This is a genomic window from Pseudooctadecabacter sp., from assembly GCF_965657175.1.
In the GTDB taxonomy this organism is placed as follows: Bacteria; Pseudomonadota; Alphaproteobacteria; order Rhodobacterales; family Rhodobacteraceae; genus Octadecabacter.
The window spans coordinates 22,748-43,861 of sequence record NZ_CBFHNH010000001.1; the positions used below are offsets into that span (position 1 = coordinate 22,748).

A 21,114-nucleotide genomic window follows, 5' to 3' on the forward strand; every position below is an offset into this window, starting at 1 on the left:
TATGGAAATGATTTTGGGACTGCTGATCCCCGCGCTGTCCGGCGCAGCGGGCGGCAACATTACGGGTAAGATTTCCGAAACTTTGAACGGCGGCGGCATGCTGAACACGGTGCTGGGCGCCGTTGGCGGCCTGGGTGCAGGCACGATTCTGGGTCAGCTGGGCATTGATGCACCTTCTGGCGAAGCCGCGGTCGAAGCCGCGAGCAACTTTGACGTGACATCGCTTCTGGGCGCTGTAGCAGGCGGTGCCGCAGGCGGCGGCGTGCTGGGGTCCATCGGCGGTATCATCAAGTCCGCGCTGAACAAGTAAGCCTTGGCAGCTGTAGCAGATGGAAGGGCGTCCCGTTTGGGGCGCCCTTTTTCGGTGTTTCCCTTGCACTGAGACGGCAGCGGCGGTAGGGACGAGGCAACCAAATTGCCTGCATTTCTTGGCTGAGAGAGGGTGCGCCCATGGCCTCTGACGATCCCAAAACGCTTGTATCGACCACATGGCTGGCCGACCATCTGAAAGACCCCGATCTGCGGGTGCTGGATGCCACGTGGTTCATGCCCAACGAAGCGCGGGACGCAAAGGGTGAATACGATGCCGGCCACATCCCCGGCGCGCGGTTCTTTGACATTGATGAGATCAGCGACCAGCGGTCTGAACTGCCGCACATGATGCCGTCGACCGAAAAATTCATGAGCCGGATGCGCAAGATGGGTGTTGGTGATGGACACCAGATCGTGGTCTATGATGGCATGGGGATTTTCAGTGCGGCGCGCGTGTGGTGGATGTTCCGCCTGATGGGCAAGACAGACATTGCGGTGCTGGACGGCGGGTTTCCCAAATGGCAAGCGGAGGGTCATCCGGTGGAAGACCTGCCCCCCGTGATCCGCGACCGCCACATGACAACCAGCCGCCAGAACCAGATGGTCAAGGACGTCACACAGGTGGCCGCCGCTTCCAAACTTGGGGACTACGTGATCGTCGATGCCCGCGCGCCGGAGAGGTTTCGTGGCGATGTGCCCGAGCCCCGTGAAGGCCTGCGTGCAGGCCACATCCCGAACAGCCGCAACGTGTTTTACCGCGATCTGCTGAACCCCGACGGCACTATGAAATCCCCTGACGCCACTCGCCCTATATTTGAGGCCGCGGGCGTCGATCTGTCCAAACCTGCGATCTTGTCGTGCGGGTCCGGCGTCACTGCCGCGATCCTTGCCCTCGCCATGGAACGCATTGGCAAGACCGATCACGCTGTTTATGACGGAAGCTGGTCCGAATGGGGCCTCTTCCCTGACCTTCCCATCTATACCGGAGACGCATGATGCTTGAGCATCTGAAAGACCAACCCAAAGACAAAATCCTCGCCCTTATGGCGGCCTACCGCGCGGATGAGCGTGACACCAAGATCGATCTTGGTGTCGGCGTCTACAAGGACGCGTCCGGCAACACGCCGGTCATGCGCGCGGTGAAAGAGGCCGAACGCCGGATCAATGCCGATCAGACGACGAAGGCCTACACCGGGCTGGCGGGCGATCCTGCGTTTTCCGATGCGATGATTGATCTGGTGCTGGATGGCGCTGTGGCGCGCAACCGCGTTGCCGCTGTGGCCACCCCCGGCGGCACAGGTGCGATCCGGCAGGCGTTGGAGCTGATCAAAATGGCGGCCCCCGGTGCGACCGTTTGGCTGTCGGACCCCACGTGGCCGAACCACCCGTCGATCATCAAATACCTCGGCATGAAGTCGAAATCTTACCGTTACTTTGACAGCGAAACCGGTCAGGTCGACTATGTCGGCATGCTGACCGATCTGGGTCAGGTGTTGCCCGGGGACGTGGTGCTGCTACATGGCTGCTGCCACAATCCGACCGGTGCGAATCTGACGATGCCCCAGTGGAAAGGTGTCATCAACCTGCTGAAAGAAAAGTCCGCGCTGCCCTTCATCGACATCGCCTATCAGGGTTTTGGCGACGGGTTGGACAAAGACGGGGCGGCGACCCGCATGGTTGCCGAAAGCTTTGACAATGTGCTGATCGCGGCCAGCTGTTCCAAGAATTTTGGCATCTATCGCGAACGCACAGGCATCTTGATGGCCATCGCCAAGGATGAGGCGCAGCGCGATCTCGCACAGCAGAACCTTGCTTTCCTCAACCGCCAGAATTTCAGCTTCCCGCCCGATCACGGTGCGCGGATCGTGTCCACGATCCTGACCGATCCTGAATTGCGTGCCGATTGGGAGGCCGAGCTGGAAGAAGTCCGTCTTGGCATGTTGGACCTGCGCCAGCAGCTGGCCGCTGAACTGCGCCGCCTGTCCAATTCCGACCGCTTCGATTTTCTTGCGGAACATCGCGGCATGTTCAGCCGTTTGGGGACAAGCCCTGACAAGGTCGAGGCCCTACGCGCCGATCACGGGATCTACATGGTGGGTGACAGCCGGATGAACATCGCCGGTCTGAACGCTGAAACCGTGCCCATTCTAGCGCAAGCGATCATCGACGCAGGGGTGTAGCAAAGCCTCACATGAGGCTTTGAGCACAGACTTTCAAAAGAAAGTCTGCACCCTCGAAACACATGAAGGGCGTTCCCATATGCCAGGGACGCCCTTTGCCATTACTGGAGACGATTATGCCCAACACTGCCCTCATCACCGGAGCCTCCTCCGGGATCGGTGCCGCCCTTGCCCGCCATCACGCCCAGACCGGCGGCGATTTGATCCTGACCGCCCGACGGGCCGATGCCCTCAACACGTTGAAGGATGAACTCGAAGCCGCCCATGGGGTCACCGTACGTGTGGTCGCGCTGGATTTGGGGACAGTCAACGGCGCCGAAAGTCTGGTCGAGGCGGTCGAGGGCTTTGACGTGCCCGTCGACATCTTGATCAACAACGCAGGATTTGGTGGGCATGGTCGTTTGATTGACCGCGATCTGGCGGACGAGCAGGCGATGATCGACCTCAACATCAAGGCGCTGGTGACATTGACCCATGCGTTTGGCGCCAAAATGGCCAACCGGGGCAGCGGCAGGATATTGAACGTCGGGTCCACGGCCGGTTTCATGCCAGGACCTTTGCAGGCGGTTTATTTCGCCACAAAGGCGTTTGTAAATTCCTTCAGCCAGGCCGTGGATCATGAATTGCGCGGCAAGGGTGTCACCGTGACCGTCCTCGCCCCGGGTTATGTGGAAACGGAGTTTGCCGAACGCGCCGATCTGGACGGGACCGATCTGGTCAAATCAGGTGCCACGCCCGAAAGCGTGGCAAAATACGGATACGATGCGATGATGAACGGCGATCTGGTCGCAATCAACGACAGACGGCTGTCGTTCATACTGGGCTGGATCATACCGTTCATGCCACGCCGCGCGGTCCTCAAGATGGTGGAAAAGATGCAGTCGAAGTAGGGCTGCACCCGCCCGTCAACTGACCTGATAGACCACATTGCTGCGCGACAGTTCTGTCGCGGTGTAGCCATAGGGGGCCAGAAACGCATCGCATTCCTCACGTTCGTTCCGGAAGACCTCAACCCACAGGGCGGGCTTGCTTTGGGTGAGGATGTCATGCGCGCCGCGCAAAACCTCGATCTGGAAACCCTCGACGTCGATCTTCATGAAGCCGACGTTTTTGCGGTCGGCCTTTGTCACCGCGTCATCCAGCGCGACCATGGGGGTTTCACCCTTATCGTCCAGTGCAAAAGAGGCGGCCCCCAGATTGCCCTGTTTGTAGAACGCAAGCGACCCTGTCCCCTTTTCCGCGCCCAACAACGCATTGACCGCCGTGATGTCCCGCCCGTTGGAATTGAGTTCGATATTGCGTTGCAGCGTGTCGAACACCATGCGCTGGGGTTCAAAGGAATACAGTTTCGACGGTTTGAAGTAATGCGCAAAAAAAACGGTGTGGTTGCCGATATTGGCCCCGGCATCAATGATGACCTTGTCGTGTGGCACGACACCCATTTCACGCAAGGCGTTCAGGTAACCGGATTCGTAAAAGTCGCGGTCTGAAATCAGGTGCCGCTGGATCAAATCGCGATCCCCAAAGGGCACGTAGAGCCGGAAGGGATCCCCTCGGTGGCTGATGTCGACGATCCGATCAGGCCCCAGGTTTCCGTAAGCGATCAGAAAGTTCTGGTGTTCAATTCTGCGGTTTAACCGAACCATCATCTTGTTCAGGTTGTCCGCCCATTCGGGCATCTCGTTCGTTGTCATTTGGCCTGCTCTTGTCAATGAATGACCCGTTGAGGGGTCTTGCGGCACAATGTGCGCAAAACCGGCCCAGAACCAAGGATTTTTTGCCTCATGTGCCTTTGTCGCCGCAAAAGCATGCAAAAAGGCCCCGCCGGTTAAAGCGGGGCCTTCTTTGGCAAGGCTATGTCGGGGAAGATTAGCCTTTGGTAAAGTCGGGGTAGGCTTCCATGCCAAGCTCGGACGTATCGAGGCCCTGGATCTCTGCTTCTTCGGAGACGCGGATGCCCACCGTGGCTTTCAGGATAAACCAGACGACGCCAGCGGCAACGAAGGTGAACACACCGTAGGAGACGATCCCCGTCAGCTGCACCATGAGAGAAGTATCGGGGGTGTAGAAGACAACTGCGATCGTGCCCCAGATACCCGCAAAAAGGTGTACCGGGATGGCGCCGATCACGTCGTCGATCTTCAGCTTGTCCAGAAGCGGCACGGTGAAGACCACGATCAGACCACCAACAGCACCGATCCACAGGGATCCGAACATGGATGGTTCAAGCGGGGATGCCGTGATGGACACGAGGCCTCCAAGACAGCCGTTCAGCACCATGGTCAGGTCGACCTTTTTGTACATGATCTGCGTCAGGAGCAGCGCCGCGACAGCACCGGAAGCGGCCGCCATGTTGGTGTTGGCGAAGATACGACCCACGTCGGTGATGTCACCTACGGTGCCCGCAGCCAGCTGAGAGCCGCCGTTGAAGCCGAACCAACCCATCCACAGGATGAACGTACCGAGCGTTGCGAGGGCCAAGTTGGAACCAGGCATCGGGTTCACACGGCCGTCTTTATACTTGCCCAGACGTGGCCCAAGGATCAGTGCGCCAGCCAAAGCAGCCCAGCCACCGACGGAGTGCACAACTGTCGAACCGGCGAAGTCATAGAAGCCCATTTCGGACAAGAAGCCGCCGCCCCACTGCCAGGAACCGGAGATCGGGTAGAGGATACCTGTCAGAACGATCACGAAGATCAGGAAGGGCCACAGTTTGATGCGTTCGGCGACGGCACCGGACACGATGGACGCCGTGGCGGCCACAAACATCAGCTGGAAGAAGAAGTCGGATGCGACGGACGCGTAATCAAGCGATGCGTCAGCGGCGGACAGGCCCACAGGTTCAAGTACCGTTGGGACAAAATTGAAGGCGAAGTAGCCGTTAAAGTCATCCGGGTACATCAGTTTGAAACCAACCAGCCAATACATGATCGCCGCCAATGAGAACAAAGCGATGTTCTTGGTCAGCTGCATTGTGACGTTCTTGGACCGCACGAGGCCTGCCTCAAGCATGGCAAAGCCTGCGGCCATCCAGAACACCAAAAAGCCGCCCACGAGGAACAACAAGGTGGTCATGATATAGGGGCCGATTTCATCGAAGCCCGGAGCGGCGTCTTGCGCCAGCGCGAGGGTCGGAAGTGCTGCAACTGCACCCGCGACCGATAGTGTTTTCAGGAATTTCATATCTCTCAAGGTCCCTTGATATTCGTTTAGATCGCGTCGTCGTTGATTTCACCGGTGCGGACGCGCAGGGCGCTTTGCACATCGAGCGTAAAGATTTTGCCGTCGCCGATTTTGTCGGTCTTGGCGGTGCTGGCGATGGTTTCGACCACTTGTTCGGCCATGGCGGAGGCCACGACGATTTCCAGCTTCACCTTCGGCACGAAGTTCACGGCATATTCCGCGCCACGGTAGATTTCGGTGTGCCCTGATTGAGAGCCGAAGCCCTTGATCTCGGTGACCATCATCCCGCGAACGCCAATGGCTGTCAGGGCCTCGCGGACCTCCTCCAGCTTGAACGGTTTGATTGTTGCAATAATGAGTTTCACGATTGTCCCTTCCGGTTTTCGTCATGGCTGACCCCTCGGGGCCGCGCTGGTCACAAAAGGTCGCAAGGTCGGGGGTACCTCAAGCAAAGGCGGGTTAATTTTGCGCGCGCCAACTCGCCTTTTGCACAAAAAATGCACAATTTGATCCGTTTGCCTAAAAATTAGTCAGGCAGAAAACCGCTCAAACAACGTCAAAGTTTCTCTACTTTTGGAATCACCGGACGTATCATGGGCCAAAGTGACGCCGAAACGGCGCTAGTGAGAGTGGGCAGAATGACTGGCAAACGAGGATCGCGGACACCATTGGTTGCCGAAAAACGCAGCACACCTGCGCCAAAGAAGCGAAAGCCCGCACGCCCCACGCGACGCAAAACGGCCAAAAAGCCCCGCGGCTTTTTGGGGATGATCTTGTGGCCGTTCAAATGGGTTTTGATCTTGCTGTGGCGTCTTGCATGGCGCGGCAGCCTTGTTGTGGGCGCGATTGTTGGTCTTGCGGTACTTTATTACGCGTCGACCCTGCCGGATTTCGAAGAACTGGTAGACGGGCGCACGCGCGGGTCGGTGACGTTGCTTGATGCACGCGGGGAGACCTTTGCGTGGCGCGGGGACCAGTTCGGCGGCATGGTGACAGCCCAGACCGTTAGCCCCCATCTGCGCAACGCCATCATCGCGACCGAGGACAAACGGTTCTACAATTGGTACCACATCGGTGTGGATTTCTACGCCACCGGTGCCGCCATAATCCGCAATCAGCGGCTACACGGGCATCCGTTCCGTGGCGCAGGCGGGTCATCGATCACCCAGCAAACTGCAAAGCTTTTGTGTTTTGGTCAACCGTTCGATCCCGACCGTTGGGAAGATGAAGCCGCCTACGAACAAGACTGCCGCAGCACGACCCTTTGGCGCAAGATCGTCGAGATGACCTACGCCATGGCGATGGAGACCCGTTATACCAAGGATGAAATTCTGACGATCTATATGAACCGCGCCTATCTGGGGGCCGGGTCACGCGGTTTTGAAGCGGCAGCACAGCGGTATTTCGGGATTTCTGCGGCCGAGGTGACCCCACCACAGGCGGCGATGTTGGCGGGGCTGCTGAAAGCGCCGTCCAGTTTCTCGCCCACGCGCAACTTGCAGACGGCACAGGATCGTGGCGCGACCGTTCTGCGACTGATGCGGGAGGCGGGCTATCTAACCCCGCAAGAATACGCGATCGCGCAGGCCAACCCTGCGACCTTGTCAGCGGCCGCACGCCGCCGTGCGGGCGGGTATTTTGCCGATTGGGTGATGGACAGCGGCCCGAACTTCTTTACCGAACAGACGACCGAAGACGTCATCATCAAAACCACCCTCGATCCGCGCATTCAAAACGCGGCGGAGGACGCGTTGGTCTGGGTGTTTGAAAACAAGGTCCGCGAGGGATCGCAGGCGCAGGCCGCGATTGTCGTGATGTCAGCCGATGGCGCCGTGCGGGGCATGGTGGGCGGGCGCGATTTGACAGTGGCGGGGGCGTTCAACCGCGCCACGCAGGCGTTGCGGCAGACAGGGTCTGCCTTCAAACCCTTCGTCTATGGCACAGCGTTGGAACTGGGCATGACGCCCTTGGATGTCTTGGTGGATGAACCGCGATGTTGGACCGTGCCAGGGTCCGGGGAATATTGCCCGCGCAACTACACCAATGAATTCCAAGGTCGCGTCACACTGACAGAGGCCTTGCAACAGTCCTTGAACATTCCAGCCGTTGCTTTGTCCGAATCCGTCGGCCGCGAAAACGTGCGGACCGTCGCGGAAAACTTTGGCATCGTCAGCGATTTGGCGAATGGCCCAGCCTTGGCCCTTGGCGCATCAGAAAGCACTTTGCTGGAGATGACGGGGGCCTATGCGGGCATCCTGAACGGCGGATCTGCGGTGAAACCTTACGGGCTCGTTGAACTGCGTCTGATGGGCGATGAAACGCCGTTGCTTGAAGCCGCAGGCGGTATCCGCGAACGTGTGATCCAAAAAGCCGCGGCGCGGCAGCTGACGTGGATGATGTATCAGGTCGTCGAAGGCGGCTCTGGTCGTCGCGCTGGCGTCGACGGGTGGGAAATCGCTGGTAAAACCGGCACCACACAAGGCGCACGAGATGCGTGGTTCATTGGCTTTTCCGGCGACTATGTGGCCGGTGTCTGGATGGGCTATGACGACAACACCCCCCTGACAGGGGTCACCGGATCGGGCCTGCCGGCCGAGATTTGGCACGAAACCATGCGCCGTGTGTTGGATGGCTTGCCTGTGACGCCGCTGCCCATGACTGTGCCCTCGCAGGTCGCCCAGCAGCCACAGGGCGGCACAGGTCAGGGGGGGCAAGGGCTCGGCTATTCCGAGGAAGAAGCAGGCGACATCATCGAAAACCTACTGCTGGACCTGATCACAAACGGGGGCTGATCAACCGTCCGTGGCTGCGGCGGCGTCTTCCACCGTCGCGTCAAGATCGGGGCACCGAGAATAGCGGAAAGCGTAACCGTCCCAGATCATGATGATGCCGTCGTCTTCGGCGTCATGCATCAGCATTGCGCGTTCGGTCCAGACTTCGTCATTGCCCGAACAGTTCATTGTATAGAGGGTCGCGTCCATATCGACGACGTTGACCGGGCGGGTCATCCGGCATTCCAACTCAACACCATAGAAAATACCGTCTTCGATCCGCAATGCGCCACCGTCCACGCCCACAAGGGCACATTCCGCATTGGCGTTCTGACGGTAGATACCATCGTAAGGCGTCGCAGCTGCAATCGCGGGGGCGAGGATCATCGCCAAGGCCAGTCGTCTCATGTCAAATCCCTGATCAATGCGTCCAGATTACCACCACGTGCATCCAGCAGGGCCCCGATTTCGGCCCGTTCGCTCAGCAGCATGTTGATGCCTTCGACGATGAGGTTGAAAAACACCGGGCGGCCCGGACGGTCGGTCACATGGAAATCCACCTGAAGGGGGGATTGGTTGGGCAGTAGTGCGCGGGTCTGAACCTCGATATAGGAATTGACGGGCTGGGACCCTTGAACCTGAATTTGCCCGCCCACGAATTCGTTGAACCGGCGGCCGTATTTGTTCGCCAGATAGAACCCAAACGCATCTGCAAAGGCCTGCTTTTGCGCGGTTGAGGCCGACCGCCCGTCGTTGCCCAGCGCATAAGCGGCCAGATAGGCCGTATCGGCGTAGCGATCAAAGATCCCCTTGAAGCTGTTGATCATGGAATTCAGCGATGCGCCTGATGCGATAACGCTGTTGATCTCAGCCACAGCGCGATCAACGAGGCCTTCTGCCTGCGCACCGGTGAGCGCCAAGGCAGGCATCGGCAGAGCAGTTATTAAGGGGGCTGCACCCAAAGCGATAAAGCGGCGGCGGGACAACATCAGGTCGGTCATTATTCAAACCCCTCAAGGCTCAGATCACCGGCGAAAGGATCAATCGCGTCCTCTGCCGGTGCCTCCTGACCTAATTCGAAACGGCGGTTTTGCAAGGCGATCAGGCGGGTCTGTTCATAGCTGTCGGCACTGTCATAAAGCACACCGTCAATGGTCTCAAACAGGGAACCACGATTGACCGCCAAATCAGCGGCGCGCGCATAGGTGCCATATGCAAGTTGCGGCGACGTGCCCAGGTGATCCAGCGGGTCGAATACCAATTCGACCAATTCGCCAAAGGCATCGCGCTGGTTGGACGGCCCCAGCAACGGCAATTCGATATAGGCGCCTTCACCCACGCCCCAGACATGGAGCGTTTCGCCGAAGTCCGTTTTTTGTTCGGTCAGCCCAATGGCCCCTGCGGGATCGAAAAGCCCTCCGATCCCGACCGTCGTATTGATCAAAAACCGCATTGTGTTGGTCACGGCACCGCCCACATCAGCCTGCAAAATTCCGTTGGCCACGGCACTTGGCAAACCCACGTTGTCGGCGAAATTGGTGATGGGCTGGGTGTATTCTGCGGGGATCGACGACGTGACGCGACCCGACGGGCGCAGTGCCGCTTGATCGAGGCCCTTGTTAAACGCATGAATCTGGCGGTTCGTCGCCTCATATGGATCGTTGATCGACAAAGACGTGTCACCAACGGTACAGGCCGACACTCCGGCTATGGCGATAAGGACGCAGATGATGTGAATTCGGGTCGAGAGATTGGGTAACAATGGCCTATCCGGTGCAGCTGTTGGTAAGACTTATGAAATAATCCTATGATGAATATGGATTACGGGGACTGAAATGATCGTGGCAGGGCCTGATACAGTATAAGTTCATTTTCAACCCCAAGGTCTCACATATGTGGGCCGAGGCATAGGGAAAGGCGATTTTGCGCTCATGATGCAAAAAGAGCCAACGAAGGCAGAAATCAAAGCAGGCCGCGCCGAATTGGTGGCGGTGCGTGCGCGGGCGCGTGCGCTCTATTGGTTTGTGGCGATTTTCAGCAGCTTTGTGAACGCCCTGATGCTGACCGGCCCATTGTACATGCTGAACGTCTATGACCGTGTTCTTGGGTCGCGGTCGATGGAAACCTTGATCGCTTTGTCCGTGATCGTGGGCTTTATGTATTTGATGATGGGCATTCTCGACTATTCCCGTGGCCGCATCATGGGGCGGATCGGGGCGCAGTTCCAAACCGATCTGGATGAAAGGGTGTTCAACGCAGCCCTGAGGGCCAAAGCATCCGGCCGCGCCCCGGTTGAGGCTGAGACAGCCCAGCGCGATTTGCAGTCTATTCAGCGCGCAATCATGTCCCCCGTGGCCATGGCCCCATTTGATCTGCCTTGGGCGATCGTGTTTATGGCCGGTCTTTTCATTTTCCATCCCTATCTGGGGTACCTGGCGCTCGGGGGTGGGTCGATCCTGATTGTCGTGGCACTGCTCAACCAGATGACCAGCCGAAAGCCGCTGGATAGCGCGAATGAGGCCACTTTCCGCGCGGAAGCCATGGGGGAACAGCTGCGCAGTGGTGCGGATACCATCCAAGCGCTCGGCATGCGCCGTGCTGCGTTTCAGCGCTGGCTGAACCTGCGCAACAAATCCCTAAGGGCAGGCATTCACGCAGGCGATCTGGGGGGCACTTTTGGCAGCGTGACGAAGTCGTTCCGCCTGTTTTTACAATCTGCGATGCTAGGCCTTGGGGCCTATCTGGTGCTTCAGGGGCAGCTTACGCCTGGGGCGATGATCGCAGGGTCAATCCTGATGGGTCGCGCTTTGGCCCCGATTGAACAGCTGATCAACCAATGGGCCGTGCTGGAACGCGCCCGCATCGGTTGGATCAACCTGACGCGTCTGTTGGGGGCAGTCCCTATCCCACAAGGCCGCACCGAATTGCCGCGACCCAAGGCAAAAATCGTGGCCGATCAGGTGACGATCCTACCTCCGGGGGAAACCAAGGCCAGCCTTCGGATGGTGTCATTCAAAGTCGATCCCGGCGACGCAGTTGGCGTGATCGGGCCATCGGGGGCCGGCAAATCCACCTTGGCACGGGCCCTGTCTGGGTTGTGGCATCCCGCGGGCGGGACCATCAGGCTGGATGGTGCGTCCCTTGATCAATATGACGCGGATACGCTGGGCGGCTACATCGGCTATCTGCCACAGACCGTCACGCTGTTGTCCGGCACAATCCGCGACAACATCGCTCGGATGGCGTCCGATCCGGACCACAGCGCGGTCATCAAGGCCGCGAAAGAGGCGGCGGCCCACGACATGATTCTGCAATTGCCCGAAGGGTATGACACCATCGTGGATGGGTCCGGCGGGCGGCTGTCGGGTGGGCAGGTGCAGCGCATCGGTCTCGCGCGGGCCCTCTATGGTGACCCGGTCTTTCTGGTTTTGGATGAACCGAATTCGAACCTCGACAATGAGGGGTCGATCGCCGTCAATATGGCGATACGCATGATGCGCGCCGAAGGCCGGTCTGTCTTTGTCATGGCCCACCGCCCTGCCGCGATCGAACAGTGCAACAAGCTGATGTATATCGACAACGGCATCGTCAAAGCCTTTGGCCCCACCGAAGAGGTGAAGGCCAAAATCCTCGCCAATCGCCAGCAGATTGACCGCAGCAAGGGCAAAGGCGGGGGTGTCACATGAGAACCGATTGGTCCGCACGGCGGCCTTTGACATTGGGCCTGATCGCTTTGCTGATCCTTGTTGGCGGCTTTGGCGGCTGGGCTGTCACGGCGCGCATCACAGGCGCTGTCATTGCCAGCGGCCTCATCGAAGTCGACCAGAACAGGCAAATCGTGCAGCACCCTGACGGCGGCGTCATCACCCAGATTTCCGTTGACGAAGGCGGCACTGTCGAAGCGGGGGAATTGTTGCTGCGTCTCGATCCGCAGGACCTTTCGGCGTCTTTGACAGTGGTTGAGGGACAGTTGTTCGAAATCCTCGCAAGGCGTGCACGATTTGAGGCTGAGAGGGACGGGGCAAGCAACCTTACGTTCGATCCTTTGATCGATGAAGGGGACGCTGACACAATTGCCGCCCTAAAGGCCGGCCAGATCAATCTGTTCAACGCGCGACGTGACAGTGAAACGCGGCGTAGCGAACAGCTTCTCAACCGAAAAGATCAGATCGCGGCGCAGATCGCGGGGGTTCAGGCCCAGCAGACGGCCCTGCAAACCCAGCTTGAATTGATTGAAGAAGAACTGGCCAATCAACAATCCCTTCTGGACCGTGGCTTGGCCCAGGCATCTACTATTTTGAACCTGCAACGGGAACAGGCCCGTTTGTTGGGCCAAGTCGGCGAATTGACAGCCAGCATGGCAGGTGCGGCGGAACGGATCACCGAAATTGACCTTGAACTCCTGGGCCTTCAAACAACCCGCCGTGAAGAGGCGATCACCCGTCTGCGTGACCTTCAATTCAATGAGCTGGAATTACGCGAACAGCGCACGTCCCTTCTGCGGCAGTTGGACAGGCTGGACATCCGCGCCCCCGTGGGCGGCATTGTCTATGGATTGGCTGTTTTTGGCACGGGGGCCGTCATTCGCCCCGCCGATCCGTTGCTGTTCATTGTCCCGCAAGACAGACCCCTTGTGATTGCAACGCGGGTGGAACCCACTGACATTGATGTTCTAAGCATCGGACAAGAGGTCAGCGTCAGGTTCTCGGCCCTCGATCAGCGGACCACGCCTGAACTTTACGGCACGGTAGCGTCGGTTTCGGCGGACGCCTTTACAGATGACGCCACGCGTGCGTCTTACTACCGCGCAGAAATTACCCTGAACGATGGGGAATTGGCGCGGTTGCCGGAAACGGCGACCCTTCTGCCCGGCATGCCGGTAGAAGCCTTTATACGGACAGCAGATCGCACGCCGATGAATTATCTTGTCCGCCCCTTGTCCGACTACATCGCCCGCACTTTCCGCGACGGGTGATTGCAGCCCGACACGGGGCAGTCTAGCGTCGGCGCAAACCGACGAAAGGAAGCCCCCATGTCCACCATCGAAGCCCGCCTCGCCGAACTGGGCGTGACCCTGCCCGACGCCCCTGCACCGGCCGCCAACTATGTACCATGGGTGCGGAGCGGAAATCAGTTGTTCGTGTCAGGCCAGATTTCGGCCAATGCCGACGGGTTCATAACCGGCAAACTGGGGTCCGACATGGACGCCGAAGAAGGGGCCGCCGCAGCCAAAGCCTGCGCGATCAGCTTGCTGGCGCAACTCAAAGCGGGGTGCGACGGCGACATCGACCGGCTCGTGCGAGTGGTCAAACTTGTGGGCTTTGTAAATTCCACCGCCGATTTCCACGACCAGCCAAAGGTCATCAACGGCGCATCGGATTTCATGGTCGAAGCTTTAGGCGACAAAGGTCGCCATGCCCGCAGCGCGGTGTCTGCGGCATCGCTACCCTTCGGCGTGGCCGTGGAAATCGAAGCTGTCTTTGAAATCGCATGACCCTGCCTGACAGCTTCCTTGCGCGCCCGATCGCACACCGCGCCCTGCACGACGACAAATGGGCGGAAAATTCGGCTGAGGCCGTTCAGGCCGCTGTGGCCGAAGGGTACGGAATTGAGGTCGATATCCAGCCATCCAAAGATGGCGTGCCAATGGTGTTTCATGACTACGACATGGCCCGCCTGACTGGGGAGTCCGGCCCGATTGCGGGCAAAACCGCGGCTGAGCTTGCCTTGATCCCCCTCAGCGGGGGCGGAACAATCCCAACGCTGGCGCAGGTCTTGGAAATTGTAGATGGCGCCGTGCCGTTGCTGATTGAAATTAAGGATCAAGACGGTGGGCTTGGCCCCTCGGTTGGTCCGTTAGAACAGGCGGTTTGCGCTGTGCTTGATGGGTACAAAGGTGACGTGGCGCTGATGTCGTTCAACCCGCACGCGGTAGCAGCCTGCGCTAAATATGCGCCCGACCGTCCTCTTGGCCTAACAACTTGCCCCTATCCGCCCGAAGACTGGCCGACTGTGCCCAGCGCCGTCCGCCATGAACAGGCCACGATCCCCGATTTCGACCGCGTTGGGGCCTGTTTTATCAGCCACCAACAAGACGATCTGAACTCCCCCCATGTGGCACGTCTGCGCGCGCTGGATGTGCCAGTCCTGTGCTGGACAATCAAATCCCCGCAGATGGAGGCTGAGGCGCGCAAGATCGCAGATAACATCACTTTCGAAGGTTACCGTGCTTGAACTTGGCCGCGCCCGCGCCACCTGATGGGAATGGACGGAAGCGCAATCGAAATCACCACGCATACGACCCTCGACCGCATTGATGCGGCCGAATGGGACGCCTGCGCCTGTTCCGAAGCGCATGACGGGCGCGCCGTTGATCCCTTCACGACCTACCGTTTTTTGAAAGCACTTGAAGACAGCGGAAGCGTCGGCGCGGGCACCGGGTGGGACCCGCATTATCTGGCCGCGCGCCAAGATGGACAGTTGATCGCGGTGGCCCCGCTTTATGGCAAATCCCACAGCCAGGGCGAATATATGTTCGACCATAACTTTGCCCATGCGTTTGAACGGTCGGGCGGTCGGTACTACCCGAAACTGCAAATTGCCGTGCCGTTCACACCTGCCACCGGTCGGCGTTTTTTGACCCGACCGGGGTTTGACACCATCGGCATGGGGGCCTTGGTTCAGGGTGCGGTGCAAATCGCATCGGACAATGATCTGTCGTCCTTGCACGCCACCTTCTGCACCGAGGATGAGGCATTGGCCGGCGCGGAAATGGGCCTGCTGCACCGCACGTCCCAACAGTATCATTGGGCAAATAATGGCTATGCAGATTGGGACGAATTTCTGGCCGCACTGTCATCGCGCAAACGAAAAACGCTTCGCAAAGAACGCCGCACGGCGCAGGATTTTGGCGGAGAGATTGTGCCGCTGACCGGCGATCAGATTGAACCGCACCACTGGGACGCCTTTTGGACGTTCTACCAAGACACCGGCGCGCGCAAATGGGGCCAGCCCTATCTGACGCGGCGGTTCTTCGATATCGCGCAAGACACCCTGCGCGATGACATGTTGCTGGTTTTTGCCCTGCGCGGCGGCGTGCCCGTGGCAGGCGCGTTGAATTTTATCGGACGTGATACGCTTTATGGGCGCTACTGGGGCTGCACCGAACATCACCCCTGCCTCCATTTCGAAGTCTGCTATTATCAGGCCATCGACTACGCCATTGCCCACGGCATGGCGCGGGTTGAGGCCGGCGCGCAGGGCGAACACAAGCTTGCACGCGGCTATCTGCCTGTCACAACCCACTCGCTGCATTGGTTCAGCGATGCAGGGTTCCGCGGGGCTGTGGCGGATTACCTTAAGGCCGAACGCGCGGCAATTGACGAAGAGATCGAGGTCCTGACGTCTTACGGACCTTTCAAGAAAATCAATGTGGAGGAACAGCAATGAGCGACCCATTGGACCAAACAGGCAAAGACGCTTTGACCGCAGCAGGCTGGGAGGTCGGGGAATCCTCCGCCAAAAAAACCTTCACCTTCGGCAATTTCATCGAAGCATTTGGCTGGATGACATCGGCCGCGATTGTGGCCGAAAAGCTGAACCATCATCCCGAATGGTTCAATGTCTACAAGACCGTCGAGGTAACGTTGACAACCCACGACACAGGTGGGTTGTCAGATCTTGACCTAAAGCTTGCCCAGAAAATGGACGCACTGGCAGGCTGACCGCCCTGATCCGGCGCCTGTGCGCCGAACCCGGACGGCGGGTCCGAGGCGTCAGCCCATGTCGTCCAGCAGGCCTTCGCCAGCGGAGATGCCGCACTCACCGGGGCTGTCTTCGACGTTCAGCACTTTCACTTCGCCATCCATGACCAACATAGCATATCGTTTGGACCGGTTGATCAGGCCCGCAGGCGGGGCCGTGAAATCCATGCCCAGCGCTTTGGTGAATTCGGCAGCGGCGTCACCGACCATGGCGATGCCTGCTTCGGTTGCACCTGTGGCCTCTCCCCAGTTGCTCATGACGAAGGGATCGTTGACGGATACGCAGATGATCTCTTCCACGCCGCGTTCCTTGAACTGGTCCTGGGTGCGGATAAAGGACGGGACGTGGGCCGTGGTGCACACACCAGTATAGGCGCCGGGCACGGCGAAGATCACGACATTGCGGCCTTCGGTCAGGGTCGACACCGAAACCTGCTCGGGCCCCTCATCGCCCATTTTCACAAGCATCGCATCGGGAAGTTTGTCGCCAACTGAAATTGTCATTCTCTGCCCCTTTCGGCAATTGCATATTCGTCAATCCACCATATAGGGTCGAGGTCGGTAGACACCAGACGGGAACGCAAAATGGGCCATATTGTAGTGATCGGGGCCGGTCAGGCCGGCGCGTCCTTGGTGGGGAAACTGCGGACCGAAGGGTATGAAGGCGACATCACCTTACTAGGGGCCGAAGACGGGCCGCCCTACCAACGCCCAGCCCTGTCCAAGGCGTATCTTTTGGGTGAGATGGAGCGTGAACGCCTCTTCCTGCGGCCACGCGATTGGTACGATGGCAATGATATCACCCTGCGCACCGGCACCCGCGCCGTGGCGGTAGATGGCGCGGCCAAAACCGTGACGCTGGAAGGGGATGAGGTGCTGCACTACGACCAGTTGGCCTTCACCACCGGATCACACCCGCGTCTGCTACCCGATGCCATTGGCGGCAATCTGGACGGCGTGTATCAGGTCCGCGATCTGGCGGATGCCGATGCGATGATGCCCGAATTCGTCGCAGGTCGCAGGCTGCTGATTATCGGCGGGGGCTATATCGGGCTTGAGGCTGCTGCGGTCGCGGCCAAGCTAGGCCTGCAGGTGGTGCTGGTGGAAATGGCGGACCGCATCTTGCAACGTGTGGCAGCGCCCCAGACCTCTGACTACTTCCGCGACCTGCATGCCGCCCACGGCGTCGACATTCGCGAAGGCACGGGGCTGGACCGGCTGACGGGCGAGGACCGTGTAACCGGTGCGATTTTGTCAGACGGCACAACTCTCGACGTTGATTTCGCCATCGTCGGTGTGGGCATTTACCCCGCGACCGCTTTGGCCGAAGACGCGGGCGTGGTCTGTGATAATGGCATCCAGACGAATATTTACGGCCAGACCAGCGTGCCCGGCATCTGGGCCGCAGGTGATTGCGCCACGCTGGACTGGTACGGGCAGCAAATCCGTCTCGAAAGCGTCGGCAACGCCATTGATCAGGCGGAATGCGTGGCGCGCAACATGCTGGGGGCGGAAGTGCCTTACGCCCCGAAACCGTGGTTCTGGTCGGATCAGTACGACGTCAAATTGCAGATTGCGGGGCTAAACCTTGGCTACGACGATGTGGTCGTGCGCCAGACCGGCGATGCGCAATCCCATTGGTATTTCCGAGGCGATCAGTTGTTGGCCGTCGACGCCATGAACGACCCGCGCAATTACATGATCGGAAAGCGGTTGATCGAGGCCGGAAAATCCCCCGCCAAACCCCTGATCCAAGACCCCGAAACGGATATGAAAGCCCTGTTGCGCCCATGAGGATCATCGCCGGTCAGCATCGCGGTTTGACGCTGGCCTCGGTTGGCAAAGGCGATGCTGCGGCACACCTGCGGCCCACGCCCGACCGTGTGCGCGAAAGCCTATTCAACGTGCTGGTGGGCCATGGATTGCCCCGAGGCGCGCGGGTCCTCGACCTGTTTGCGGGCACGGGTGCTTTGGGGTTGGAAGCCCTGTCGCGTGGTGCCGCCCACTGCACCTTCGTGGACAATGGCCGCACAGCGCAAAAGCTGATCCGCGAAAACATTACCAAGACGGGCCGGATCGATGACGCTACACTTCTGACCTGTGCGGCGGACAAACTGCCAGCGGCACCTGCGCCCTGCGATCTGGTGTTTCTGGATCCCCCTTACGGCAAGGGGATGGCAGCCAGCGCCGTTGCATCGGCCAAGGCCGGGGGCTGGCTTACCGCTGATGCATTGATTGTGGTGGAAGACAATGCGCCGCAGCCGTTAGCGGGTTTTGTGCAGGTGGATTTGCGCCGCTACGGCGACACGCATGTGACGATGCTCACCCTGCCATAAGCGATCATTCGCCAGAATAGGCGGCGCGGGCTAAGGCGTTATCAAGGGCCACCGCCTGCGCGCCGGATGCACAAATATCGTACCAGACAACCACACCCCAGCCATTTTCCAGCACGTAGAAATACGACCCGTAGTCGCCCAACCCCATCAGGCAAAAGCCACCGAAATGCCAAAGGTTCGTGCCGTTCTGCATGTCGCGGACCAGAACGCCGGGCCCGTAGTATGCGCCCCCGCCCACCGGCGCGCCCGGCCAATCGTCGTCGGGTGCCAACGTGGCTGTAAAGGCCGCGTAATCCTCCACCGACATAGACCACCCACCGTAGGCCAACCCGCCACCGGTGCGTCTGTCAGGTGCTGCGGTTGGCTGACCGGCCAGCACGCGAGGGGCACAGGCCTCCGCAACTGATTGCCCTGTGACTTGCATGATAACGCTGCCCAGCACCGCGTAATTTTCATTGTTGTAGAAGAATTCCGCCGCACCAAGCGGGCGCGCCAAGGCAAGGTCCGCAATCTGGTCGTGCATGTCAGACGCGCCCCACAAAGACGGGTTCAGCACCGTTTGTGTCCGGTCAAAATCAAGACCGGAGGTATGGGTTAAAAGCGCATCAATCGTGATGTCCCCGCCCTGCCCAACGCGATCAGGTGTGGCGGCAAAGACCGTATCCAAGGTGTCGGACACCTCCAGCAAGCCTTCGTCCTGAAGCGCCAGAACGCAGGCCCCAGTCACTGCTTTGGACAAGGACGCAAGCGGCACGGCATCATCGGCCTGCATCCCGCGCCCATGGTCGGACAGCAAAATGCCGTCCTTGGTGATGGCCAACGCGGATTGGGTCACATCGTTGGTGACCAGCCACTCCTCCCATGCTTGCAAGATCGCGGCCTCGTCTGCGACAGCCGGGCCTGCAAGGGCAAGGAGAAGCGCCGCAGTCCTCAATACGTTGGGTGGAACATGCCCTTGGGCGACAGCGTAAAGATATCCGCCCCGTCCGAGGTGATCCCGATGGAATGTTCGAATTGTGCCGACAGGGATTTGTCCCGCGTTACAGCGGTCCAGTCGTCGGCAAGGATTTTCGTCTCGGGCCGGCCAAGGTTCACCATCGGCTCGATGGTGAAGAACATGCCTTCCTCCAGTACAGGGCCCGTGCCCGCACGTCCGTAGTGCAGCACATTGGGCGGCGCGTGAAACACCAGCCCCAGCCCATGCCCGCAAAAATCGCGCACAACAGACATGCGCTGCGCTTCGACGTAGGACTGGATGGCGTGGCCGATATCACCAAAGGTGTTGCCTGGCTTGGCGGCTTCGATCCCCAACATCAGGGCATCATGGGTCACTTGGATCAGACGTTCCGCCTTGCGGTTGGGCTGCCCACCCGCGACATACATCCGGCTGGTGTCCCCGAACCAACCGTCGACAATCACCGTTACGTCGATGTTCAGAATATCGCCCGATTTCAGCTTCTTGTCGGACGGAATTCCGTGACACACCACGTGATTGATCGAAATGCAGCTGGCGTGCTGATAGCCCTTGTAGCCGATCGTGGCAGAGGTCGCACGCGCCTCAGTCACCCAATCGGTGATCAACTGATCCAGATGGCCGGTTGTGACACCCGGCTCCACATGTTCGGCAATTCGGTCCAAGATTTCGGCAGCCAAACGACCGGCTGCGTGCATGCCTGCAAAATCGCTCGGGTCATACAGTCGAATGCCATCTTTGGTCAGGCGCGCTTTGTTGGTGCTCACGTGTTCAATCCGTCTCGCTTGACCTTCAAATAGGTCATCATGGGGCGGTTTTAAACCCCCTGCTGTCATCTTGGCCGCAACATCGGCCCCCGCAGGCCCGTCAGCCAAAGGCGATCCGTCGCCGCAACGCAATACCGCTGGGGGACACATCGCAATCAAAGCACAGAACCTCAACACCTGCGGCGCGTGCAGCGTCAAAAGCGGCCGCATAGGTGGGGTCAATGTCAGCGGCCACCGCCACACGGTCACAATCGCCACGCTGGATCAGGAACAGCAGGACCGCGCGGTGGCCTTCGGCGACCATGGCCGCCAGATCACCCAGATGCTTGGCCCCGCGTGCAGTGACAGAATCAGGAAACTCTGCCAGACCGCTTTGGCGCAGCAAGGTCACGGATTTGACCTCCAGATAGCAATCCCGCCGATCCGCACCAGACAGCAGAAAATCCACACGGCTTTTGTCGCGGTATTTTACTTCGGGCCGGATCGTGTCGTAACCGTCTAGGCCTGTCAGCCCCGCCGCCAAACCCTCAGCCACGATGCCATTGGCGGCACCAGTGTCGATGCCCACGCAGGCGCCATCCGCCTCAACAATCCGCCACCCCCAGTCGAGCTTTTTGCGGGGGTCATCGTTCCCCTCAAGCCAGACGCGCAGCCCTTCGTCTTTCAGACCCATCATGGACCCGGGGTTCGGGCAATGGGCCTTCACCACGCGCCCGTCATCCAATTCCACATCACACAGGAACCGCATGTAACGGCGGATCAGACGTCCGGACACAAGGGGAGTGGCAAAGCGCATATTCGCCCCATATACCATTTCACAGCACAGGAG

23 protein-coding genes are annotated in these 21,114 nt (G+C 59.4%); 13 read left to right on the top strand and 10 right to left on the bottom strand.

Annotated features, from left to right (window positions below; genetic code table 11):
* The first annotated feature begins 1 nt into the window (after nt 1).
* From ACTG36_RS00120 to ACTG36_RS00135, 4 genes are all read left to right on the top strand, one after another.
* On the top strand, nt 2-310 hold the full coding sequence (locus ACTG36_RS00120) for a hypothetical protein (RefSeq protein WP_375279310.1): 309 nt from the start codon (nt 2-4) through the stop codon (nt 308-310).
* A 140-nt stretch (nt 311-450) separates the two neighbouring features.
* Nucleotides 451-1,308 (top strand): 3-mercaptopyruvate sulfurtransferase, encoded by an 858-nt coding sequence (sseA, locus tag ACTG36_RS00125; RefSeq protein WP_375279311.1) that lies wholly within the window; start codon nt 451-453, stop codon nt 1,306-1,308.
* Complete coding sequence (locus ACTG36_RS00130; RefSeq protein WP_375279676.1) at nt 1,308-2,492, top strand: amino acid aminotransferase; 1,185 nt, start codon at nt 1,308-1,310, stop codon at nt 2,490-2,492. Before sseA ends, ACTG36_RS00130 begins: the two co-directional genes overlap by 1 nt.
* Before the next feature lie 116 nt (nt 2,493-2,608).
* A complete protein-coding gene (locus tag ACTG36_RS00135) occupies nt 2,609-3,382 on the top strand; it encodes an SDR family NAD(P)-dependent oxidoreductase (protein ID WP_439141151.1) in 774 nt (257 codons plus the stop codon).
* Between the two features lie 15 nt (nt 3,383-3,397).
* On the opposite strand, the gene ACTG36_RS00140 is transcribed toward ACTG36_RS00135, so the two are convergent.
* The 3 genes from ACTG36_RS00140 to ACTG36_RS00150 form a co-directional block, all read right to left on the bottom strand.
* Complete coding sequence (locus tag ACTG36_RS00140; RefSeq protein WP_375279313.1) at nt 3,398-4,186, bottom strand: FkbM family methyltransferase; 789 nt, start codon at nt 4,184-4,186, stop codon at nt 3,398-3,400.
* A 175-nt stretch (nt 4,187-4,361) separates the two neighbouring features.
* Nucleotides 4,362-5,675 (bottom strand): ammonium transporter, encoded by a 1,314-nt coding sequence (locus ACTG36_RS00145; RefSeq protein WP_375279314.1) that lies wholly within the window; start codon nt 5,673-5,675, stop codon nt 4,362-4,364.
* A 26-nt stretch (nt 5,676-5,701) separates the two neighbouring features.
* A complete protein-coding gene (locus ACTG36_RS00150; protein WP_296418037.1) occupies nt 5,702-6,040 on the bottom strand; it encodes a P-II family nitrogen regulator in 339 nt (112 codons plus the stop codon).
* A 273-nt stretch (nt 6,041-6,313) separates the two neighbouring features.
* Here ACTG36_RS00150 and ACTG36_RS00155 point away from each other — a divergent pair, with 273 nt between their 5' ends.
* Nucleotides 6,314-8,467, top strand: a complete 2,154-nt coding sequence (locus tag ACTG36_RS00155; protein WP_375279315.1) for a transglycosylase domain-containing protein — start codon at nt 6,314-6,316, stop codon at nt 8,465-8,467.
* Here the strand turns inward: ACTG36_RS00155 and ACTG36_RS00160 are convergent, their stop codons facing one another.
* Genes ACTG36_RS00160 through ACTG36_RS00170 form a run of 3 tightly spaced genes read right to left on the bottom strand, consistent with a single transcriptional unit; the run spans nt 8,468 to nt 10,208 of the window.
* Nucleotides 8,468-8,854, bottom strand: a complete 387-nt coding sequence (locus ACTG36_RS00160) for a hypothetical protein (protein ID WP_375279316.1) — start codon at nt 8,852-8,854, stop codon at nt 8,468-8,470.
* Nucleotides 8,851-9,447, bottom strand: coding sequence for an MlaC/ttg2D family ABC transporter substrate-binding protein (locus ACTG36_RS00165; RefSeq protein WP_375279317.1), 597 nt, complete (start codon nt 9,445-9,447; stop codon nt 8,851-8,853). Before ACTG36_RS00165 ends, ACTG36_RS00160 begins: the two co-directional genes overlap by 4 nt.
* Nucleotides 9,447-10,208 (bottom strand): MlaA family lipoprotein, encoded by a 762-nt coding sequence (locus tag ACTG36_RS00170; RefSeq protein WP_375279318.1) that lies wholly within the window; start codon nt 10,206-10,208, stop codon nt 9,447-9,449. The genes ACTG36_RS00165 and ACTG36_RS00170 overlap by 1 nt, the downstream gene beginning before the upstream one ends.
* 169 nt (nt 10,209-10,377) lie before the next feature.
* Between ACTG36_RS00170 and ACTG36_RS00175 the strand changes: the two genes are divergently transcribed.
* The 6 genes from ACTG36_RS00175 to ACTG36_RS00200 are packed head-to-tail and all read left to right on the top strand — an operon-like array spanning nt 10,378 to nt 16,170.
* A complete protein-coding gene (locus tag ACTG36_RS00175; protein ID WP_375279319.1) occupies nt 10,378-12,132 on the top strand; it encodes a type I secretion system permease/ATPase in 1,755 nt (584 codons plus the stop codon).
* Nucleotides 12,129-13,421 (top strand): HlyD family type I secretion periplasmic adaptor subunit, encoded by a 1,293-nt coding sequence (locus ACTG36_RS00180; protein ID WP_375279320.1) that lies wholly within the window; start codon nt 12,129-12,131, stop codon nt 13,419-13,421. The genes ACTG36_RS00175 and ACTG36_RS00180 overlap by 4 nt, the downstream gene beginning before the upstream one ends.
* 57 nt (nt 13,422-13,478) lie before the next feature.
* On the top strand, nt 13,479-13,940 hold the full coding sequence (locus tag ACTG36_RS00185) for a RidA family protein (RefSeq protein WP_375279321.1): 462 nt from the start codon (nt 13,479-13,481) through the stop codon (nt 13,938-13,940).
* On the top strand, nt 13,937-14,680 hold the full coding sequence (locus tag ACTG36_RS00190) for a glycerophosphodiester phosphodiesterase family protein (RefSeq protein WP_375279322.1): 744 nt from the start codon (nt 13,937-13,939) through the stop codon (nt 14,678-14,680). Before ACTG36_RS00185 ends, ACTG36_RS00190 begins: the two co-directional genes overlap by 4 nt.
* Nucleotides 14,681-14,710: 30 nt before the next feature.
* Nucleotides 14,711-15,895, top strand: a complete 1,185-nt coding sequence (locus ACTG36_RS00195; protein ID WP_375279323.1) for a GNAT family N-acetyltransferase — start codon at nt 14,711-14,713, stop codon at nt 15,893-15,895.
* Entirely contained in the window at nt 15,892-16,170 is a 279-nt protein-coding gene (locus tag ACTG36_RS00200; protein WP_375279324.1) for a 4a-hydroxytetrahydrobiopterin dehydratase, read from the top strand. The genes ACTG36_RS00195 and ACTG36_RS00200 overlap by 4 nt, the downstream gene beginning before the upstream one ends.
* A gap of 51 nt (nt 16,171-16,221) precedes the next feature.
* Here ACTG36_RS00200 and ACTG36_RS00205 read toward each other — a convergent pair whose 3' ends face one another.
* A complete protein-coding gene (locus ACTG36_RS00205; RefSeq protein ID WP_375279325.1) occupies nt 16,222-16,713 on the bottom strand; it encodes a peroxiredoxin in 492 nt (163 codons plus the stop codon).
* An 81-nt stretch (nt 16,714-16,794) separates the two neighbouring features.
* Between ACTG36_RS00205 and ACTG36_RS00210 the strand changes: the two genes are divergently transcribed.
* Nucleotides 16,795-18,003: an NAD(P)/FAD-dependent oxidoreductase gene (locus tag ACTG36_RS00210; RefSeq protein WP_375279326.1), complete on the top strand. Its 1,209-nt coding sequence runs from the start codon at nt 16,795-16,797 to the stop codon at nt 18,001-18,003.
* A complete protein-coding gene (rsmD, locus tag ACTG36_RS00215; protein WP_375279327.1) occupies nt 18,000-18,545 on the top strand; it encodes a 16S rRNA (guanine(966)-N(2))-methyltransferase RsmD in 546 nt (181 codons plus the stop codon). The genes ACTG36_RS00210 and rsmD overlap by 4 nt, the downstream gene beginning before the upstream one ends.
* 4 nt (nt 18,546-18,549) lie before the next feature.
* Here rsmD and ACTG36_RS00220 read toward each other — a convergent pair whose 3' ends face one another.
* The 3 genes from ACTG36_RS00220 to sfsA all read right to left on the bottom strand — a co-directional run bounded on the left by ACTG36_RS00220 (nt 18,550) and on the right by sfsA (nt 21,081).
* A complete protein-coding gene (locus ACTG36_RS00220) occupies nt 18,550-19,416 on the bottom strand; it encodes a serine hydrolase domain-containing protein (protein WP_375279328.1) in 867 nt (288 codons plus the stop codon).
* A gap of 59 nt (nt 19,417-19,475) precedes the next feature.
* Complete coding sequence (gene map, locus ACTG36_RS00225; protein WP_375279329.1) at nt 19,476-20,285, bottom strand: type I methionyl aminopeptidase; 810 nt, start codon at nt 20,283-20,285, stop codon at nt 19,476-19,478.
* 100 nt (nt 20,286-20,385) lie between these two features.
* On the bottom strand, nt 20,386-21,081 hold the full coding sequence (gene sfsA / locus ACTG36_RS00230; protein WP_375279330.1) for a DNA/RNA nuclease SfsA: 696 nt from the start codon (nt 21,079-21,081) through the stop codon (nt 20,386-20,388).
* Nucleotides 21,082-21,114 lie beyond the last annotated feature (33 nt).

Coding starts and splice junctions, on each gene's coding strand:
- ACTG36_RS00120 (WP_375279310.1), top strand. CDS start 2: ATGGAAATGATTTTGGGACTGCTGATCCCCGCGCTGTCCGGCGCAGCG.
- sseA (WP_375279311.1), top strand. CDS start 451: ATGGCCTCTGACGATCCCAAAACGCTTGTATCGACCACATGGCTGGCC.
- ACTG36_RS00130 (WP_375279676.1), top strand. CDS start 1,308: ATGCTTGAGCATCTGAAAGACCAACCCAAAGACAAAATCCTCGCCCTT.
- ACTG36_RS00135 (WP_439141151.1), top strand. CDS start 2,609: ATGCCCAACACTGCCCTCATCACCGGAGCCTCCTCCGGGATCGGTGCC.
- ACTG36_RS00140 (WP_375279313.1), bottom strand. CDS start 4,186: ATGACAACGAACGAGATGCCCGAATGGGCGGACAACCTGAACAAGATG.
- ACTG36_RS00145 (WP_375279314.1), bottom strand. CDS start 5,675: ATGAAATTCCTGAAAACACTATCGGTCGCGGGTGCAGTTGCAGCACTT.
- ACTG36_RS00155 (WP_375279315.1), top strand. CDS start 6,314: ATGACTGGCAAACGAGGATCGCGGACACCATTGGTTGCCGAAAAACGC.
- ACTG36_RS00160 (WP_375279316.1), bottom strand. CDS start 8,854: ATGAGACGACTGGCCTTGGCGATGATCCTCGCCCCCGCGATTGCAGCT.
- ACTG36_RS00165 (WP_375279317.1), bottom strand. CDS start 9,447: ATGACCGACCTGATGTTGTCCCGCCGCCGCTTTATCGCTTTGGGTGCA.
- ACTG36_RS00175 (WP_375279319.1), top strand. CDS start 10,378: ATGATGCAAAAAGAGCCAACGAAGGCAGAAATCAAAGCAGGCCGCGCC.
- ACTG36_RS00180 (WP_375279320.1), top strand. CDS start 12,129: ATGAGAACCGATTGGTCCGCACGGCGGCCTTTGACATTGGGCCTGATC.
- ACTG36_RS00185 (WP_375279321.1), top strand. CDS start 13,479: ATGTCCACCATCGAAGCCCGCCTCGCCGAACTGGGCGTGACCCTGCCC.
- ACTG36_RS00190 (WP_375279322.1), top strand. CDS start 13,937: ATGACCCTGCCTGACAGCTTCCTTGCGCGCCCGATCGCACACCGCGCC.
- ACTG36_RS00195 (WP_375279323.1), top strand. CDS start 14,711: ATGGACGGAAGCGCAATCGAAATCACCACGCATACGACCCTCGACCGC.
- ACTG36_RS00200 (WP_375279324.1), top strand. CDS start 15,892: ATGAGCGACCCATTGGACCAAACAGGCAAAGACGCTTTGACCGCAGCA.
- ACTG36_RS00205 (WP_375279325.1), bottom strand. CDS start 16,713: ATGACAATTTCAGTTGGCGACAAACTTCCCGATGCGATGCTTGTGAAA.
- ACTG36_RS00210 (WP_375279326.1), top strand. CDS start 16,795: ATGGGCCATATTGTAGTGATCGGGGCCGGTCAGGCCGGCGCGTCCTTG.
- rsmD (WP_375279327.1), top strand. CDS start 18,000: ATGAGGATCATCGCCGGTCAGCATCGCGGTTTGACGCTGGCCTCGGTT.
- sfsA (WP_375279330.1), bottom strand. CDS start 21,081: ATGCGCTTTGCCACTCCCCTTGTGTCCGGACGTCTGATCCGCCGTTAC.